This is a genomic window from Pseudoalteromonas sp. TB51 (assembly GCF_000498055.1).
Classification (GTDB): Bacteria; Pseudomonadota; Gammaproteobacteria; order Enterobacterales; family Alteromonadaceae; genus Pseudoalteromonas; species Pseudoalteromonas atlantica.
The window spans coordinates 1-17122 of the sequence record NZ_AUTO01000040.1; the positions used below are offsets into that span (position 1 = coordinate 1).

A 17122-nucleotide genomic window follows, 5' to 3' on the forward strand; every position below is an offset into this window, starting at 1 on the left:
CCACTAGGTTACAAACCTCGCGCCGCGATTTAATCGCCCCTAGATTGAACAAATTTCAATCCGCAAAGATCAACACGCCCTAAGAAAGCAATTTATGTACGAGGAATAAACCCTAGTGCATCGTAAACCGATTTAAGTGTTTTTTCTGCACGTACACTGGCCTTTTCTGCGCCTGATTTCATGATGCTATCAAGTAGGTTTTGATCTTCTCTGATCTCTTTAAAACGTGCTTGGATTGGCTCAATCATGCTAACAACTGCATCGGCTGTGTCTTTTTTCAGGTGGCCATACATTTTATCTTCATACTCTGGCACTAAGTCTTCAATTGAGCGCTTAGTGGCTACGCTTAATAAAGTAAGTAAATTAGAAACGCCTGGCTTTTCAGTACGGTCAAAGTAAATACGCGCTTGCTCGTCTGAATCGGTTACTGCTTTTTTAAGCTTTTTCTCAATCTTTTTAGGCTCATCTAATAGCATGATGTAGCCATTAGGGTTTTCGTCAGACTTAGACATTTTTTTGAGCGGATCCTGAAGGCTCATTACACGTGCGCCAAATTCGGGAATATATGGCTCTGGTAACTTAAATACGTCACCGTATAAATTATTAAAGCGTGTCGCTATATCACGCGTTAACTCTAAGTGCTGCTTTTGGTCATCCCCTACCGGTACTTGGTCAGCTTGATATAATAAAATATCCGCTGCTTGCAATACTGGGTACGAGAATAAACCGACGTTTACATTGTTAGCATGCTTAGATGACTTGTCTTTAAACTGAGTCATGCGGTTAAGCTCGCCCATTTGTGCGTAACAATTTAGCACCCATGCTAACTGCGCGTGTTCTGGCACTTGCGACTGTACAAATAAGGCCGATTTTTCAGGGTCTATGCCACATGCCGCATATAACGCTATACCATCTAATACACGAGAGCGAAGAAGTTCAGGCTCTTGGCGCACGGTAATCGCGTGTAAATCAACAAGCATAAAGAAACTTTCGTGGTCTTCCTGTAGCTTTAGCCACTGGTTAATAGCGCCAACATAGTTGCCTATTGTCATACCACCGGTTGGCTGAATGCCACTTAAAACTACTGGTTTACTCATGATTTTCCTTTAGTGTTTAGTTAATTAAAAATTTTAACGCTGTGTTAGTGTTGGTATTATATCTAAGAAGTTATCGCATAGGTACTGTGGATTATAATCCTCAAGATTTTCGCCTTGGTTATAACCATAATCCACCGCTATTACATCAATTTTAGCGGCATGTGCTGCCAATATATCGCTTTTTGAATCGCCAATCATAATAGCCTTACTCGGCTCAACATTCAGCTTTTTACATGCATACAATAAAGGCGCTGGTGAAGGCTTTTTAGCCATATCGTCTCCACACACTATCACTTCAAAGTGACTGGTAAGGGAAAGCTTATCAAGTAGTAGCTCGGTAAATAGACGCGCCTTATTAGTAACAAGTGCTTTTGGCATGCCCCGCAAAGCACTGAGCCCTGTTTCTACATGCTGATACAACACACTATACTTGCCCACTAGCTGCTCATAATGTTGGTAAAATAAGGCAATGGCTTTTGCACTAAGCGCTTCATCTAAATGTTCGCTAATTTGCATATCGCCGCTGAGTGCACGCTTGACTAGGGTTTCAATACCGTTGCCTATCCAGCTTTCAACCAAGCTTTGGCTAACAATAGGAAACGCTAAATCACTCAGTGTTAAGTTTACTGCTAGGTATAAATCGTAAACGCTATCAACAAGTGTGCCGTCAAGGTCGAACAAAGCTACATCATATTTCATTACTTTACGTTTCCTAACTGCTCACGCATTTGATCAATAACAACCTTGTAATCAGGCTCATTAAAAATAGCAGACCCTGCTACAAACATATCGGCACCTGCTTGCGCTGCTGCCGCTATGTTATCAACCTTAATACCACCATCTACTTCTAGGCGAATATCACGACCCGACGCAACTATACGCTGCTTAGCTTGAGCTAGTTTTTCAAGGGTGTGGGGAATAAAGCTTTGGCCGCCAAAGCCTGGGTTTACCGACATTAATAAAATAGTATCTAGCTTATCAATAACGTGATCGAGGTAGCTAAGGCTAGTGGCAGGGTTGAATACTAAGCCCGCTTTACAACCATGGTCTTTAATGAGCTGTATGGTGCGGTCTATATGCTCGCTGGCCTCAGGGTGAAAAGTAATTATTGATGCGCCGGCCTCTGCAAACAAAGGGATTATACTATCGACTGGTTTTACCATTAGGTGCACATCTATAGGCGCTGTTACACCGTAATCTCTAAGCGCTTTACACACCATAGGCCCAATAGTGAGATTAGGCACGTAGTGATTGTCCATGACATCAAAATGTACTACATCAGCGCCTGCAGCGAGTACTTTATCCACATCTTCGCCTAATTTTGCAAAATCGGCTGACAAAATAGAAGGCGCAATTAAGTATTTTTGTTCAGGGTTTAACATAGTAATCCGTCAATCAGTAAAATATGCCTTAATGTACCGTAAATGCTGAGGTTTCCCAAGTAATACACTGTAAATTAGGCATAACTAAAAATATCGATTTAAATATATAAGTATTTATTTATGAAAAGCTTTAGTGGTTGAGTTTTGGGCAGCATGTTTAATTTTTGGTAAGGCCGTGAGTAGACGCACAAGCTTTGCTTACATGATGTAAGCTATTAGATTAACGTAAGAGCAGTTATTGTGCCCACTCGATTACAAACTTCGGGGCGCGATTTAAAAACTCTTAGCTTGAGAGCACACTTTAACTCGCAAGTTTCATCAGGCCTTAGCTATTACAGATAAATATTAGTTTGTTATTTATACAGCTTTTGTTATTATTAAAGGAGTAACTTAATTTTAGGCTAATATTATGCGTGCATTTAAAACAGGGATCTTAATTGCGTCGGCATTGTTATTTATTGGGGCATTTAGTTTTGCGCCAAGTTCTGAGCAAGATTTAAGCTTAGTTAGCAATTGTCAGCATCAGGCAAGTAGTAAAAACGCTTCAAACACCTTAACGTGTGCGAAAGTAGAAGAAGACTCATCGTGGTTTTCGTGGCTAACAGGCGATAGTCGCAGTGCGCAGTTCCATTATTTAGATTTATTAGAGCTATTAACTAGCTCAGAAGACGCTAAGAATACGCCTTCAATAAAACCTCTATTTTAAATAATGCTGCACTTTATTAGCGCGTTGCAAAGTGTGCTAGCAGCATTTTTTGGTGTGCAATCAGAGCACAAACGCCAAGCCGACTTCCAGCAACACTCCCCTCTTTTTATTATTGCTTTAGCTGTGCTGTTTTTTGTTATTTTTGTAGTGACAATTTACGCAGTGGTTGCTTGGGTGCTAAATACATAGCCATTAGCTCGTCGACCTTGTTGCGTGATCCACCTTTAGGGCTGATAGTACGTTTTACCTGAATTTTACCAAGCGTAGCTTGGCTATAAATTTTTCGCGTCCATACGGTATCGTGGTTAGATATAAGCACTGGGGTATTGTTTTCAAACGCAGCTTGCTCGGCTAAGTTTGCCAAGTTTGCTTGATCGTCTAAATTAAACCCGCCTTTAGCATAAGAGGTAAACGACGCTGTTTTACTTAGCGGCACATAAGGCGGATCACAATAAATAACCGCATTGTTTGGCACAAGCTTAAATACATCATCGTAGCTTAGGCAGGTAAATGTGGCTTTTTGTGCTTTTTCGGCAAAAAAGTACATTTCTTTTTCTGGAAAATAAGGCTTTTTATATTTACCAAATGGCACGTTAAAAATGCCTTTGAGATTATACCTACACAGCCCATTGTAACCATGGCGATTCATGTATAAAAAGAGCATTGCGCGCTCATATACATCATTGCTTTTATTAAACTGTACACGGTATTCGTAGTAAGCGTCTGGGTGGTTATTTAAATCAACAAATAGTTTTTTAGAGTCACTTATAAACTCATCAGGCGAGCGCTTGAGCTCTTTGTATAAGTTAATTAAATCAGCATTGATGTCGTTGAGTAAATAGTGTTTAAAATTACTATTTAAAAATACCGAGCCTGCACCTACAAAAGGTTCTACCAAGGTTTCAGCGTGTTTGCTGGCTTGAGATAAACGTGCATTAATATCTTCAACTAGGCTGTATTTACCGCCAGCCCATTTAAGGAAGGCTCTACTCTTTTGTTGCATTGGTTCTTAACTTCAATCTGCTGTAGCGCGATTTTACACTAAAGTGAGTCAGTTTACTGATCAAGTCGTGCAATTTCTTGTTTTATTTTGCTGATTTTTTTATAAAAAGGCTTGTTCTTTCTAAGCGCACTCGACAAGGCAGACAACGCACTTTTAGCATCAGCGAGTGATGCATAACTACCAATAGTAACCACCCACCACACTTTATTATTTCGCTTAGTTTGGTAAACCTTAGCGCGCTGGCTTAAATTATGTTGAATAATAAACTCACGGGTGATTTTTTCCTGTGTAACGGCTAGCAGCTGCACAGTTGTATTATTATCTGGCTGTGCTAAATACCAAGCGTTATCGGATACGTTATTTGAGGTTTTAGGCTGCGGACTTTCTTTATCGTCACTTTCAATTGGCTCAATATTCTCAGGAGTGTTTAAGCTTTGTGGTAACGCCTCACTTTGCTCACTTTGAGCGCTTTGTTGAGCCTCACGCGTTAGGCTTTGCATTATCGCCGGTACATCGTTTTTATGGGGCGCTACATTAGCTTGTGATTTATTGCTGAGCGCCTCTAAAGGCAAATCCGCTTTTGATATATCAGAATTGTCATTACTGACTTCTTTATCCGCGCTTGGGATAGCGGTAATTTTAGAAGCAGGAATAGCGGTATCTATGTCCTGGCTTTGTTGATTTTGATAGTACGTTTGCCACCACTGGGTCATGTCATTTTTATACAGCAACCCAATGATAAGTAGCATAATTATAATTAACAACGAGATTAAGTGTACTCGCCACGACACTTTATCTTTTTTTACAATATCAGCCACATGCTCGGTTGGTTGCCATGCTAATAATAAGCTGGGGTTGCCATTCGCTTCATTTAAAAATGCGCTAAATACGGGGTCTTCATCGTACGGTAAATTAGGAAAATACCAGCTCATTAGCTGTTTAGATTCATGTGCAGATAAAGGCTCTAAGTAAATTTCAACGGCATTATTAATAGCTAGCTTTGATTGCGAAGCTAGCATGATATAAAGCGTTACAGGGCTGTTTTTGGCAAGTAACTCTAATTCCTGTAATAATTCTTCAGATAAGTGCCTTGCATTATCGAGCACCCACAAACAAGCCTCACACGGCTGCTGCTGCAACAATTGGTAAAAGTTTTCACTTAACGATAAATCGTGGTCAATCAGCGGAGAGTTAAAGCTTTGCTCTAATATATCACTCATCAGTGATACATCATTTACACTGGCACTTACTTGTACAAATGCTTTATTAAAACTGTTGTATTTGTCGGTGATGAAGGTTTCGAGCATATAACTTTTGCCTAAGCCAGAGGTGCCTAGTAATACAATTAAGTTTTGCCCGTATTCAAATTGCAGAGCGATTCTATCCACCAACGCCGCACGGCTTGGTAAAATTTGCGCCTGCATTATTGCTCGATTAACGCTCTAACTTGGTCGTCTGATACGTCATCTACCAATGCGCATTGACCAAATTGAGTAGGTAAAATAAAGCGGATAGTGCCTTTTTTATTTTTTTTGTCTTTACGCATATGCATTAAAAACTGCTCAGCAGTCATTTCACTTGGGATCTCAGTCGGTAAATTATAAAGCTTGAGTAGCGTTACAATTCTATCTACCTCAGTTTGCGATAAGTCACCGCGTGTATGCGCTAATTTAGCAGCAAGTACCATTCCGGTAGCAACAGCCTCGCCATGTAGCCATACACCGTATCCCATTTGCGCTTCAATTGCATGCGCAAAGGTATGCCCTAAGTTGAGTAATGCACGAAGGCCATTTTCTTTTTCATCTTGCGCCACGATAAGCGCTTTAATTTCACAACATCTATAAATAATATGCTGCAAACTTGCTTCATCTAGTTGCTGTAGCTTTTCTACATTTTGCTCAATAAAAGCAAATAGCTCGGTATCGTAAATTAAACCATACTTAATAACTTCGGCCATACCCGCTGCAAATTCGCGCGCCGGTAAAGTGTGAAGTGAATTAGTATCAATAAAAACCGCTTGCGGCTGATAAAACGCCCCAATCATGTTTTTACCCAGTGGGTGATTTACCGCTGTTTTGCCCCCTACAGAGGAGTCAACTTGTGATAGTACCGTGGTCGGAATTTGAATAAACGGTACACCGCGCTGATAACATGCAGCAACAAAGCCTGTTAAATCGCCAATAACGCCGCCACCTAGTGCAATTAAGCATGTGTCTCGGCCGCAATTATTTTGCAATAAAAAAGCAGATATTTTCTCAAACCATTCAAGTGACTTGTATTGCTCACCATCGGGAATGACAAAAGAAAGAGGGTCTAGATCAGCTAACGAATCAAGCAGTCCTTGTAAATATAAAGGCGCAACTGTGTCGTTAGTGATAATGATAGGCCGACAATCACCAATGTGGTGAACAAGGCGGCCATTATCTTGAAGTGCAGATTGACCAATAAAAATAGGATAACTTCGCTCGTCCAAATTAACAGTTAATTCAAGCATGCTTTGTTATTTCCTTTATTATTGGTTTTTAAAAATCTAATTTCTCGATGATTTGGTTAGCAACAACTTTAGCGCTTTGCTCATCGGTGCGTACAACAAAATCGGCAACTTCTTTGTATAGTGGCTCGCGTTCTTCTGCTAAGCGCTCTAGTACATTACGAGGTGCTTCTTCAGTTTGCAGTAATGGGCGACGCTTGTCGCGTTGCGTGCGTGCAACTTGCTTTTCTATAGGTGTCTCTAGGTATACAACGATACCACGAGCCGAAAGCTTGTTTCGAACTTCTTTACTCATTACTGAACCACCACCGGTTGCAAGTACAATACCTTGCATTTCGGTTAAGTCGCCAATAACAGATTCTTCACGAAGTCTAAAGCCTTCTTCACCCTCAAGATCAAACACCCAGGCAATATCTGCACCGGTACGGCGTTCGATTTCTTGATCAGAATCGACAAATTCAAGGTGTAATTGGTCAGCGATGTGACGACCAATCGTGCTTTTGCCAGCCCCCATGGGGCCAACTAGAAATATATTACGTTTCTCAGCCATATCTTTTAGTACAAACGAACTCTAAAATTTGAAATAAAACCCCGCCTAACGACCTGGCCCCAAAATTAAGGAGGGGATTATCTCAGTAATTGGCCGGGTATTTCAAGTCTATTACAATAAAAAGCCATATAACGAGCAATTATTATCAATAAACACTCGTTGACGAACATAAAACCACTAAATTTTAATCTATTTGTATTTTCGGTGTCACGAAAATAAGTAATTCACGTTTCTCATTAAACTCGCTGGTGCTCTTAAATAAGCGTCCAACATATGGAATATCACCAAGTACAGGTACTTTATTTGTGGTATTAATTATTTGCTGCTGAAAAATACCACCCAGCACAACGGTTTGGCCGTTATCAACCAGCACTTGTGTTTCAATTTGTTGAGTGTCTATCGAAACCGCTTCACCTGTTCCGGTTTGAACCGTTTCGCCACGAGTATCTTGTGTAATAACTAAGTCTAAAATAACTTTGTTATCAGGCGTTATATGCGGTGTAACCTCAAGGCTCAATACCGCTTTTTTAAAGCTTACAGTAGTAGCACCACTTGAGGCTGATTCGGTATAGGGGATTTCAGTACCTTGCTCAATACGCGCTTTTTGCTGATTAGCTGCAGTAATGCGCGGGCTCGCAATAATCTCACCTTTATTTTCTTCTTCTAAAGCACTTAGCTCTAAATCAATTAAAGTGCCATTAGCCAACTTAGCTATGTGTAAACCAATACTTGCCGCAGGGTTAGTAATAGGTAGGTTTACATTAAGACGGTCTGATAAATCAGGAATAGTGCCATTTGAGATAGACTCAGCTCCTTCAAGCGAGCCAGAGATACCATCGCTATCTTGTTGATCACTAAATCCCCAACGCACGCCTAAATCTTCTGTGACGTTATCGCGCACTGTTACCATACGTGATTCAATAACAACCTGTTGCACTGGAATATCGAGTGTTTCAATCATACGGCGAATGCTCTCAATGCTCTTCGCTGTATCTTTAATAAGTAATGTATTGGTACGCTGGTCAACCGATACACTGCCTCGGGCAGAAATGATGCTGTTAGTGTCGGTTTTCAGTAAATCCGCAAAATCTTCAGCCTTAGCGTAGTTTAAACGAATATACTCACTGTAAAGCGGCTCTAAATCCTCGACCTTTTGTTTTGCTAGTAAATCTTTAGCTTCACGTGCTGCGAGCTCTTCAGCTGGCGCAACCATCAATATAGAGCCATCCATACGCTTATCAAGGCCTTTAATACGCAGTACAACATCTAAAGCCTGATCCCATGGAACGCCATCTAAACGAAGTGTAATATTGCCAGTTACTGAGTCACTCGTTACTAAGTTAAACTCGTTATAACCCGCTATTATTTGCAGTACAGCTCTAACCGAAATATCTTGGAAGTTTAAGGTCATTGGACGACCTTGATATTCCTTGCCGCCATCTAAATAGGCATTTTGCGTTTCATCTTTTTCAATGGTTAACGTTAAAATGTTATCTATTTGCTGGTAGGTAAAGGTAAAAGCAGCATTAGGCTCAATAACTACACGGCTTAAGCTATCTTCTTTAAAGGTCTCAATGGTACTTACTACAGTACCAAAATCTAGCACATCTAATTCATACAGTAAGTCATCTAAAATATCTGTGTGATGAAACTCTGCAATTATTTTTCCACCACTTTCATGTACTTCTATTGCAGCTTGCGTGTCTTGTAAAAATACTAAAACTTTTGCTTCGCCTTTTTCACCACGGCGAAAATCAATAGATTGAATCAGATTAATATAAGCGCTTGAGGCATCATAACCATTGCTGCTTTCATCAGAAGCTTGTTCAGTCAGCGGATTATCAGATATACGCAACGACACTAAGTTATTATTAACTTGTGTTTCGTATATTTTTAAACGCTCTAAATTTACCGTAACTTTTAAGCCTTGCTCTGTCAGTACGCTGCTTACACTGTTAATACCTGCGTGATCGACCGGCACATTTTCAAGACCCTGTTCTAGTTCTGCACCGTCAAATAACATTTCTATGCGCGCTGGTGTGTTGTGTACTTGAATTTTAGGTTGTTGTGTTAGCTCTTCGTCAAATACAAGTTGTAACTCTGTCTCGCCTTTTAGCAAGGGGTTATAACGTACATCATAAAGTAGCGGCGCTGCACTGGCTGTTTTTGCAACAAAAAGAGCCAATATGACAAATAACACCGTTTGAAAACGATGATGCCAAAGTACATCCTTATGCATGTGTGTTTTACCTTTTTTATTATTAATTTGCGCCATTATTTGCCGCCTCTAACATTTCCAATTTAGTCAGCCGCTCTTTCCAACAACCCGACCCATCAGGGATTAATTCAACTAGTTCTACATAATCACTACTTACAGACTTAACTTTACCGTCATACGTCCCTAAGTAATTATTTACCGTTACCCTATGCAGCGTTTCATCCGCTGCGGTGATCAGTGCCCACATTTGCCCGTTAGAGCCTAATGTACCTTTCATTGATAGGTTATCGAGCGGGTACTTTTCTAGTGGCTCTCTCACTCTATCAGGGTCAGGGTGTAAACAATTTTTAATTTGCGTTAGCTTATTTTGAATAATCTCAGGCTGTGGAGCCACAAAAGGACTACGTAACTGCGATGCATTATATTCAAAATGTTCAAACTGCGTTAATTCAGGAATTTCCTCAACTTTTGCAGTAGTGCTTGCCTTAACTTGGTCAATAAATTCTTTTTGCTCAGACGTATCGTCGTTACAACCTGCCAACAATAAAACTGACAATGATAATAAAGGGACTAATCTCACTTTTTAACCCCTTCTTCATAACGATATGTTTTTGCTACCACACTGAATGTTAGTTGCTTTTCGCCAGATGATACAATCGAAAAGTCATGTAAACTTACAATTCGTGGTAATTGGGCTACTTTTCCTACAAACTCACCAAATTCATGGTAAGTGCCTATTACTTCAATTTTAATTGGCAGCTCAGTATAAAACTCTTTTTCGACTTCAGGTAACCAGCCAATTTTCAAAAATGTTAAACCGCTAGTAGTACCTACATAAGATAAATCGTCTAACAGGCCTGGGGTTTCATTTGAGGTAGGTAATCGCTTTAGTAGTTTAGAAAACTTATCTTCCATTTCAACCATTTGCTCGCGGTATATGTCAAGCTTACTGGCTACGGCATACTTTGTTCTGTAGGTACTGCGTAGCTCTACTTCTTTAGCTACCGCGCTGTGATAGCTGTCTATTTCATCAGATACCAATAGGCTATAACTAAAAAACAACACTAAACCGGCTATAAATAAGCAACAAATTGCTTTTACCGCAACGGGCCACTCACCAATGTTGTCGAGCTCAATTTCATTCCAATCTATTTCATTTAAGGCTTTTAAATCAAGGTTCATCACTTACCTCACCAATTTCATCAAATGGTTTTACGTAAAACTCCATATTAAAATCACTGAGTAACCGTGATGTTTGATCGCCTGCCACAATGCCTTGCATGGTAGGTCTTTCTAATAAATATGAGCTTTGTACCTGACGCAGCATAGTAGATAAACGATTGTTTGATTCACTGCGCCCTACTACATCAATTTGACTACCACGGCGCTCAAGCTTAGTTAAATACACGCCTTGAGGAACAATTTTAGCTACTTCATCCATAATTTGAGTACCTAAATTACGGCTGCTTTGTAGCTCTTCAATCAAATGCATACGTTGTTGTAAGTTTTCTTTTTTTCTATCTAAACCTCTTATTTCACTGATTTTTTTATCAAGCATGCTGATTTCTGAGCTTAAATAGTTATTTTTTAAATTTTGACCATCTTTTAAACCCGCATAAAAAGAACTAAGTAAATACATACTTAAAAAACAAAATACTGCAACGGCCACTAAAATTGTTATAAATTTCTTTTTTGATTCTTCACGCTGTAGCTCTCGCCACGGCAATAGATTTATATGTGGCATGATGAAAAGCTCCTTAATGCCAAACCAGTAGCAATTGCAAACTGCGTTCTATTTCGCTGCATTACATTTCTGTCTACTTTTGGCGAAACTTCCATATTTGCAAATGGTTCAGCAACCACAGCATGAATACCTAGCTCTTCAATTAACAACCTATCTAAACCGTCAATCATCGATGTACCGCCGGTTAGCACAATATAATCTACTTGATCTTTACCTGTGGTTGTTAAAAACATTTGTACCGCACGGCGCACTTGTTGCAATAATGATGTTTGAAACGGTGCCAGCACTTCAAAAGTATAATTAGGGGGTAAGTCACCCGTTGTTTTGCCTATTTCAGCCTCATCAAAGCCTTTATTATAGTAAGACACAATGCTGTTAGTGTATTGGTCGCCACCAAACACTTGGTCACGGGTATAAATTGTTTCACCTGCTTGAACAACACTCACCAACATTAAAACAGCGCCAATATCTACCACAGCTACACACTTATTAAAGGCGTCACTTGGTAATTGTTGATAATACACATCCATTGCTCTACTTAACGCATAGCTTTCAACATCAACCACTTTAGCGGTTAAGTTTGCCGCCTCCAGTGCGCCCACACGGGCTTCAACACTTTCTGTACGTGCAGCAGATAACAACACATTCATTTTACTCGGGTCGGCTTCGTTGGTAGAGAGCTTTTCAAAATCTAAGCTCACTTCATCAAGGGGGTAAGGTATTAAGCTGTCAGCTTCTATTTCAATTTGCGACTCTAATTCAGCGTCACTTAATGAAACATCCATAAAAATAACTTTAGTGATAACAGTTTGCCCTGATACAGCCACTGCCGCTGATTTTAAAGATTTTGGTAGTTTTCTTTTTAATTTTGTAATTATGTTACCAATTGCTTCAATATCCTGAATAGAGCGCTCGCTCATTGCGCCTTTTGGCATAGGTTCAATTGCAAGTGCTTCTAGTCGAAATCCCGTTTCAATTTCACTTAAAAGCACTGCTTTGATAGAGTGCGATCCGATATCAATTCCGACCATCGCAGTGGATGGCTTTTGAAATAGTTGACTTAGCATGTTTGCAACTTGACCTTTGTTTTAATAATAAACAAGTTATAATTTTTTTAGTAAAAAATATTATTCATTTTTTAATCAATATATACTAGCAGTCTAAACTCGCAATTGGGAGTCCATTTAGGGAAATATAAGTGATTTTATTAAAACGAACATTACAATTTTTTATCATTTGCACGTTATTTGGTCTGATCACTTTAATCAGCCTTTATTATTACGTTAAACCTGATATCCCCAGTGTGCAAGTTTTAAAAGACGTGCAATTACAAACCCCTATGCAAGTCTTTACAAAAGATGGACTCTTAATTAATCAATTTGGTGAAAAACGCCGCATCCCCGTCACTATAGACGAAATCCCCCAGCCTTTAATTGATGCTTTTTTAGCAACAGAAGACAACCGTTTTTATGACCATATTGGTATAGACCCTATTGGTATTGTCCGCTCTGCTATTGTGTTAATTTCAACAGGTGAGAAAAAACAAGGCGCGAGTACCATTACTATGCAGCTTGCTCGTAACTTCTTTTTAACACGAGAAAAAGCGTATATTCGTAAAGTTAAAGAGATTTTTATAGCTCTACATATTGAAAGTGTATTAACAAAAGACGAAATTCTTGAGCTGTATCTTAATAAAATAGAACTAGGTAATCGTGCATTTGGTATTGGTGCTGCTGCTCAAGTTTACTATGGCAAAGAGCTAAAAGACCTCACTCTTGCACAAATGGCAATGATTGCCGGTTTACCTAAAGCCCCTTCGGCGCTTAACCCAATTCGTAACCCAATTAGGGCTAAAGCACGTCGTAATGTAGTGCTTGGTCGCTTGCTTACTGAAAACTATATTACGCAACAGCAATACAACGATGCGGCTAACCAGCCTATCACTGCTTATTTTCACGGTGCTGAGATAGATCTTTACGCCCCTTATATCTCTGAGATGGTTCGTGCTGAGATGGTTGAGCGCTACGGTGTAGAAAAAGCATATAACTCTGGCTTTAAAATATTTACCTCTGTGGAGTCTAAAGTTCAAAAGGCGGCGCAAACAGCTTTAGTTAATAATTTACATAACTATGATATGCGTCATGGCTTTCGTGGGCCTGTAGACGTGTTATGGGATCCAGAAACACAGCCCGCCTTAAGTGAGCAGCAAATTATAGAAAGGCTAAAACCTGTTAAAGAAATAGCTGATTTGCATGCTGGCGTGGTGTTAAATGTGACAGAGAAAACCGCTGACGTTATTTTAAAAAATGGCCAGCGCACCACACTTGATTGGGATAATTTAAAATGGGCGCGCAAATACATTACTCGCTACCGCCAAAGTTTTGCCCCTAAAGCCGCTACTGACATTCTTACCCCTGGCATGCAAATATGGCTGCGTAAAAATAACGACGACAGTTACCTACTAAGCCAAATACCAGAAGCTGCCAGTGCACTTGTTTCACTCGACCCACAAGATGGCCGTATTAAAGCTATAGTAGGCGGTTACAGTTTTGAGCAAAGCCAATACAACCGAGCGGTACAAGCTAAACGCCAAGTTGGCTCTAATATTAAACCCTTTATATATTCTGCTGCGCTCGAAAATGGCTATACATTAGCCTCTATTTTAAACGACGCGCCAATAAACCAGTGGGATAAAAGTTTAGGTGTAGCGTGGCGACCAAAAAACAGCCCAGCAGTTTATAATGGCCCTATACGTATTCGCCGTGCACTTGCGCAATCTAAAAACGTTATTTCTGTGCGCTTACTTCGCGGTGTAGGGTTACAACGCACCGCCGATCACTTGCTTAAGTTTGGTTTTAAAGATGCTGATATTAACCGCAGTGAATCGTTAGCATTAGGCAGTGCATCAATCACGCCATTAGAGCTTGCTCGCGGCATGAGCGCATTTGCTAATGGCGGTCACTTAATTGAACCTTACTTTATATCTGAAATTCAAGATGCTTATGGCAATGTACTATTTAAAGCAAACCCGGCTCTTGCTTGCGATGAAGACGAGCTATTACCCGTCTCTCAAGCAATGGATAGCTTTGCCAACAATAACCTAGATACCGACATAACAGATGATACAGCCACGCAAGCACGTTGTGCACCGCGTGTTATTTCAAAGCAAAATGCTTTTTTAATTGCTGAAGCAATGCACAGCGCAGTTTGGGGTGGCGGTAGCTGGACCCATAAAACAGGCTGGAGCGGGACAGGTTGGCGTGCGCAAGCATTAGATAGACGCGATCTATCGGGTAAAACAGGCACAACCAATGACTCTGTTGATACTTGGTTTAGCGGCTTTAACCGCAATGTAGTAACGTCTGTATGGGTTGGTTTTGACAACCCAGGTAACTCGTTAGGGCGCTCCACCTATAATAACAACCTAGATAGCAGCCAAATCTCTGGCGCTGAATCGGGCGCCAAAACGGCACAACCTGCTTGGGTTGATTTTATGAAAGTGGCGCTTGAGGGCACACCAGAGGCGCCAATAGAGCCTCCTGAAGGGCTAGTTTCAATTCGTATCGATTTAAAAACAGGTTTGTTAAGTCATAAAAACGACTACACCAGTCGCTTTGAATATTTTGAAAAAGGCACTGCGCCTACAAAATATGTGCTGTCTCAGCCAACTGATATTTTTGAAGAAGATACAAAAACAGAAGAAGAGTTATTCTAAAAACAAAAACGGCAGCTTACACAAGCTGCCGTTTTACTATTAATATTTGCTCTATTTTAAGTTTTTAACTAACCAATATAAATCAGAGTGCACGCCCGCGGCGGTCACTTCTTTGCCTGCCCCTGGGCCTTGTATTACTAAGGCGTTTTCGTTGTACCACTGGCTATTAATAACAAAGATATTATCGCCAGGTGTTAAGTTAGCTAAGGCGTCCCCTTTAGGCGCGTAAGTAATACCTACCTTCGCCGATACTTTACCCTGCTCTAATGCCAATAAACCGGTATACCTAAGTACAGCATCTTGAGCATTTGCCGCATCGGCATGGTGTTTAATAAAGGCATTTAGCTTATCTTTATTCGCTAAAAAGTCACCCCATGAACCTTGGGCTAACTCATCAGGCATTAATGCTTGTAAGCTTATATCATCTAAATCTAATTCAATGCCAAGCTCGCGCGCAAGTATCAGCAATTTACGTTGCATATCGCGGCCCGATAAATCCTCGCGAGGATCAGGCTCTGTAAAGCCCATTTTTTGCGCTTCTAGAACAAGGTCAGAAAATGCCACACTGCCATCGTACTTACTGCATAGCCACGAGAGTGTGCCCGAGAAAACACCTTCAATACGGGTAACTTTATCGCCACTATTTTGTAAATCAGCTAACGCAAAGTTAATCGGCAACCCTGCCCCAACACTGGTGTTGTAGCGCCAATGCAAGTTACGCTCGCTAATACTTTGGCGCAGCGCGTCATACCAATTAGATGCAGCAGTGCCTGCGTACTTGTTAGCACTTATTAAATGGCAGTCTCGCTCAACAAAGTCAGTGTATAATTGGCTAAATTGCTCGCTTGCCGTTATATCAACAACAACTTTGTGCTCGTAATCAAGTTCGTTTAATGCACTTAATAAATCCGCCTGCTCATAAGCAACGGCATTATGCTGCCATTGTTTTTTCCACTGTCCGAGTGTAATACCCGAGGCATTAAATAGCATATGTTGCGAGCGAATTAACCCGACTAGCTTAATACTATAATCGCCCGACAATCGTTTAAATTGAGCATCTAGCTGGCTTAAAAATTCATCGCCTACATTACCTAAGCCAGCCACAACCAGAGCAACTTCTTGGCCTTTATTAATTAATTTTTCGTGTAATAAACTAAGTACATCGCTTTCTATTAACTGATCCGTTAACAGCAATGTATAGCCTGTATCTTGATGAATAAAACGAGGGTGAATACTTTGCTGATTTAAAACCTCAGCCGCTAATGTACTTAGCGTATAAACATCTTGCGTAGGCGCAACCACCGCGCAGCCATTTAAATTAGACTCGCTTATATTTGCTCGCCCAGCAAAATAACTCACTACTTGATGCGTTGCACCCGCGGGCACAACTAAGTATGTATCGCCGTTGTGTATAAAATGATGAAGGCTGTGCTGAATAAGCTGGCTAACATGCGCCACTTCTCCCGCGTTAAGGCCTTCAACGAGCAGTAAATCAACGTTTTGTAATGTAGTAATAAACCGTTTTTGCTTAGCTTTGCCTTGTTTTACAATATCGGTAGGGGCAGTTTGCACATCAAAACTACTACGTACAGCCAGTTTAATATTACTGTTTTTTAAAGGCGAAAGCGTTTTAGCATGTAACACAGGGTTACCCAATCGAGCTAATAAGTTAGCTTGTTCACGGCACACCTTGTTGTACTTAATCGCCTTTTCAACTTTACGTGGGTCAGCACTAAACACCCCTGGCGTATCAGTCCAAATACATACATTTTGTGCGTCGCAATAATTGGCTAATAAGGTGGCGCTGTAATCACTGCCATTGCGCCCAAGCGTAACTGTTTTACCATCAGCACTTGCTGCGATAAACCCTGTTACTACGTTAATCTTATTTGCATCAATGACTTGGCTGCATTGCTGTTTATTTTGCGCATGCAAAAGCTCCCCGCTTGTTACACTAAACAGCGCTCTAGCATCATGAGCACACGCTTGAATGTTTAATTGCGTTAAATAGGCTGCTAATAATCGCGCAGACCACAGCTCACCATGCGCCAGTAAGGCCGCCTCTTGTAACTGCTGCTTGCTGGCTTGCTCTGCTACGTCACTTAGCTCATGCGCTAGCACAGCTAAAGCCGTGTGTTTAGCATCGGCTTTTAATAACTCTTCAATTAATGCCGTTTGGTGATTACTCAATTGCAGCAAAATATCAGCAACGGCTT

At 40.6% G+C, this 17122-nt stretch carries 16 protein-coding genes; 3 read left to right on the top strand and 13 right to left on the bottom strand.

The genetic code is table 11. The features are described 5' to 3' along the window. Positions 1 to 92 precede the first annotated feature (92 nt). Genes trpS through rpe form a run of 3 tightly spaced genes read right to left on the bottom strand, consistent with a single transcriptional unit; the run spans position 93 to position 2479 of the window. Positions 93 to 1097: a tryptophan--tRNA ligase gene (gene trpS, locus L650_RS0101050; RefSeq protein ID WP_029771853.1), complete on the bottom strand. Its 1005-nt coding sequence runs from the start codon at positions 1095 to 1097 to the stop codon at positions 93 to 95. 33 nt (positions 1098 to 1130) lie between these two features. Next, on the bottom strand, positions 1131 to 1796 hold the full coding sequence (locus L650_RS0101055) for a phosphoglycolate phosphatase (protein WP_004589357.1): 666 nt from the start codon (positions 1794 to 1796) through the stop codon (positions 1131 to 1133). Beyond that, complete coding sequence (gene rpe, locus L650_RS0101060) at positions 1796 to 2479, bottom strand: ribulose-phosphate 3-epimerase (RefSeq protein ID WP_029771856.1); 684 nt, start codon at positions 2477 to 2479, stop codon at positions 1796 to 1798. The genes L650_RS0101055 and rpe overlap by 1 nt, the downstream gene beginning before the upstream one ends. Before the next feature lie 409 nt (positions 2480 to 2888). On the opposite strand from rpe, the gene L650_RS0101065 reads away from it, so the two are divergent. Both L650_RS0101065 and L650_RS0101070 read left to right on the top strand, forming a co-directional pair. After that, positions 2889 to 3185: a hypothetical protein gene (locus tag L650_RS0101065; protein WP_029771857.1), complete on the top strand. Its 297-nt coding sequence runs from the start codon at positions 2889 to 2891 to the stop codon at positions 3183 to 3185. A 3-nt stretch (positions 3186 to 3188) separates the two neighbouring features. Beyond that, the gene (locus tag L650_RS0101070; protein ID WP_024032525.1) at positions 3189 to 3374 is read left to right on the top strand and encodes a DUF2970 domain-containing protein; all 186 of its coding nucleotides are present in this window, start codon (positions 3189 to 3191) and stop codon (positions 3372 to 3374) included. On the opposite strand, the gene L650_RS0101075 is transcribed toward L650_RS0101070, so the two are convergent. From L650_RS0101075 to L650_RS0101115, 9 genes are all read right to left on the bottom strand, one after another. After that, positions 3322 to 4188, bottom strand: a complete 867-nt coding sequence (locus tag L650_RS0101075; RefSeq protein WP_004589353.1) for a Dam family site-specific DNA-(adenine-N6)-methyltransferase — start codon at positions 4186 to 4188, stop codon at positions 3322 to 3324. The two genes, L650_RS0101070 and L650_RS0101075, sit on opposite strands and share 53 nt — an antisense overlap. 53 nt (positions 4189 to 4241) lie before the next feature. Beyond that, positions 4242 to 5612: an AAA family ATPase gene (locus L650_RS0101080; protein WP_029771860.1), complete on the bottom strand. Its 1371-nt coding sequence runs from the start codon at positions 5610 to 5612 to the stop codon at positions 4242 to 4244. Further along, on the bottom strand, positions 5612 to 6682 hold the full coding sequence (gene aroB, locus L650_RS0101085) for a 3-dehydroquinate synthase (protein WP_024032528.1): 1071 nt from the start codon (positions 6680 to 6682) through the stop codon (positions 5612 to 5614). Before aroB ends, L650_RS0101080 begins: the two co-directional genes overlap by 1 nt. Before the next feature lie 28 nt (positions 6683 to 6710). Then, positions 6711 to 7229: a shikimate kinase AroK gene (aroK, locus tag L650_RS0101090; RefSeq protein ID WP_004589350.1), complete on the bottom strand. Its 519-nt coding sequence runs from the start codon at positions 7227 to 7229 to the stop codon at positions 6711 to 6713. A gap of 184 nt (positions 7230 to 7413) precedes the next feature. Beyond that, on the bottom strand, positions 7414 to 9504 hold the full coding sequence (locus L650_RS0101095; protein ID WP_029771861.1) for a type IV pilus secretin PilQ: 2091 nt from the start codon (positions 9502 to 9504) through the stop codon (positions 7414 to 7416). Continuing rightward, positions 9491 to 10027 (bottom strand): pilus assembly protein PilP, encoded by a 537-nt coding sequence (locus L650_RS0101100; protein WP_029771862.1) that lies wholly within the window; start codon positions 10025 to 10027, stop codon positions 9491 to 9493. The genes L650_RS0101095 and L650_RS0101100 overlap by 14 nt, the downstream gene beginning before the upstream one ends. Beyond that, positions 10024 to 10629: a type 4a pilus biogenesis protein PilO gene (locus L650_RS0101105; RefSeq protein ID WP_029771863.1), complete on the bottom strand. Its 606-nt coding sequence runs from the start codon at positions 10627 to 10629 to the stop codon at positions 10024 to 10026. Before L650_RS0101105 ends, L650_RS0101100 begins: the two co-directional genes overlap by 4 nt. Beyond that, the gene (locus L650_RS0101110; RefSeq protein ID WP_029771864.1) at positions 10619 to 11191 is read right to left on the bottom strand and encodes a PilN domain-containing protein; all 573 of its coding nucleotides are present in this window, start codon (positions 11189 to 11191) and stop codon (positions 10619 to 10621) included. Before L650_RS0101110 ends, L650_RS0101105 begins: the two co-directional genes overlap by 11 nt. Continuing rightward, the gene (locus L650_RS0101115; RefSeq protein ID WP_004589345.1) at positions 11179 to 12258 is read right to left on the bottom strand and encodes a pilus assembly protein PilM; all 1080 of its coding nucleotides are present in this window, start codon (positions 12256 to 12258) and stop codon (positions 11179 to 11181) included. Before L650_RS0101115 ends, L650_RS0101110 begins: the two co-directional genes overlap by 13 nt. Positions 12259 to 12389: 131 nt before the next feature. Here L650_RS0101115 and L650_RS0101120 point away from each other — a divergent pair, with 131 nt between their 5' ends. Continuing rightward, positions 12390 to 14906: a penicillin-binding protein 1A gene (locus L650_RS0101120; protein WP_029771865.1), complete on the top strand. Its 2517-nt coding sequence runs from the start codon at positions 12390 to 12392 to the stop codon at positions 14904 to 14906. A 51-nt stretch (positions 14907 to 14957) separates the two neighbouring features. Here the strand turns inward: L650_RS0101120 and metL are convergent. Next, positions 14958 to 17122 (bottom strand): bifunctional aspartate kinase/homoserine dehydrogenase II (gene metL / locus L650_RS0101125; protein WP_029771866.1); only part of this gene is annotated, 2165 nt, incomplete at its 5' end.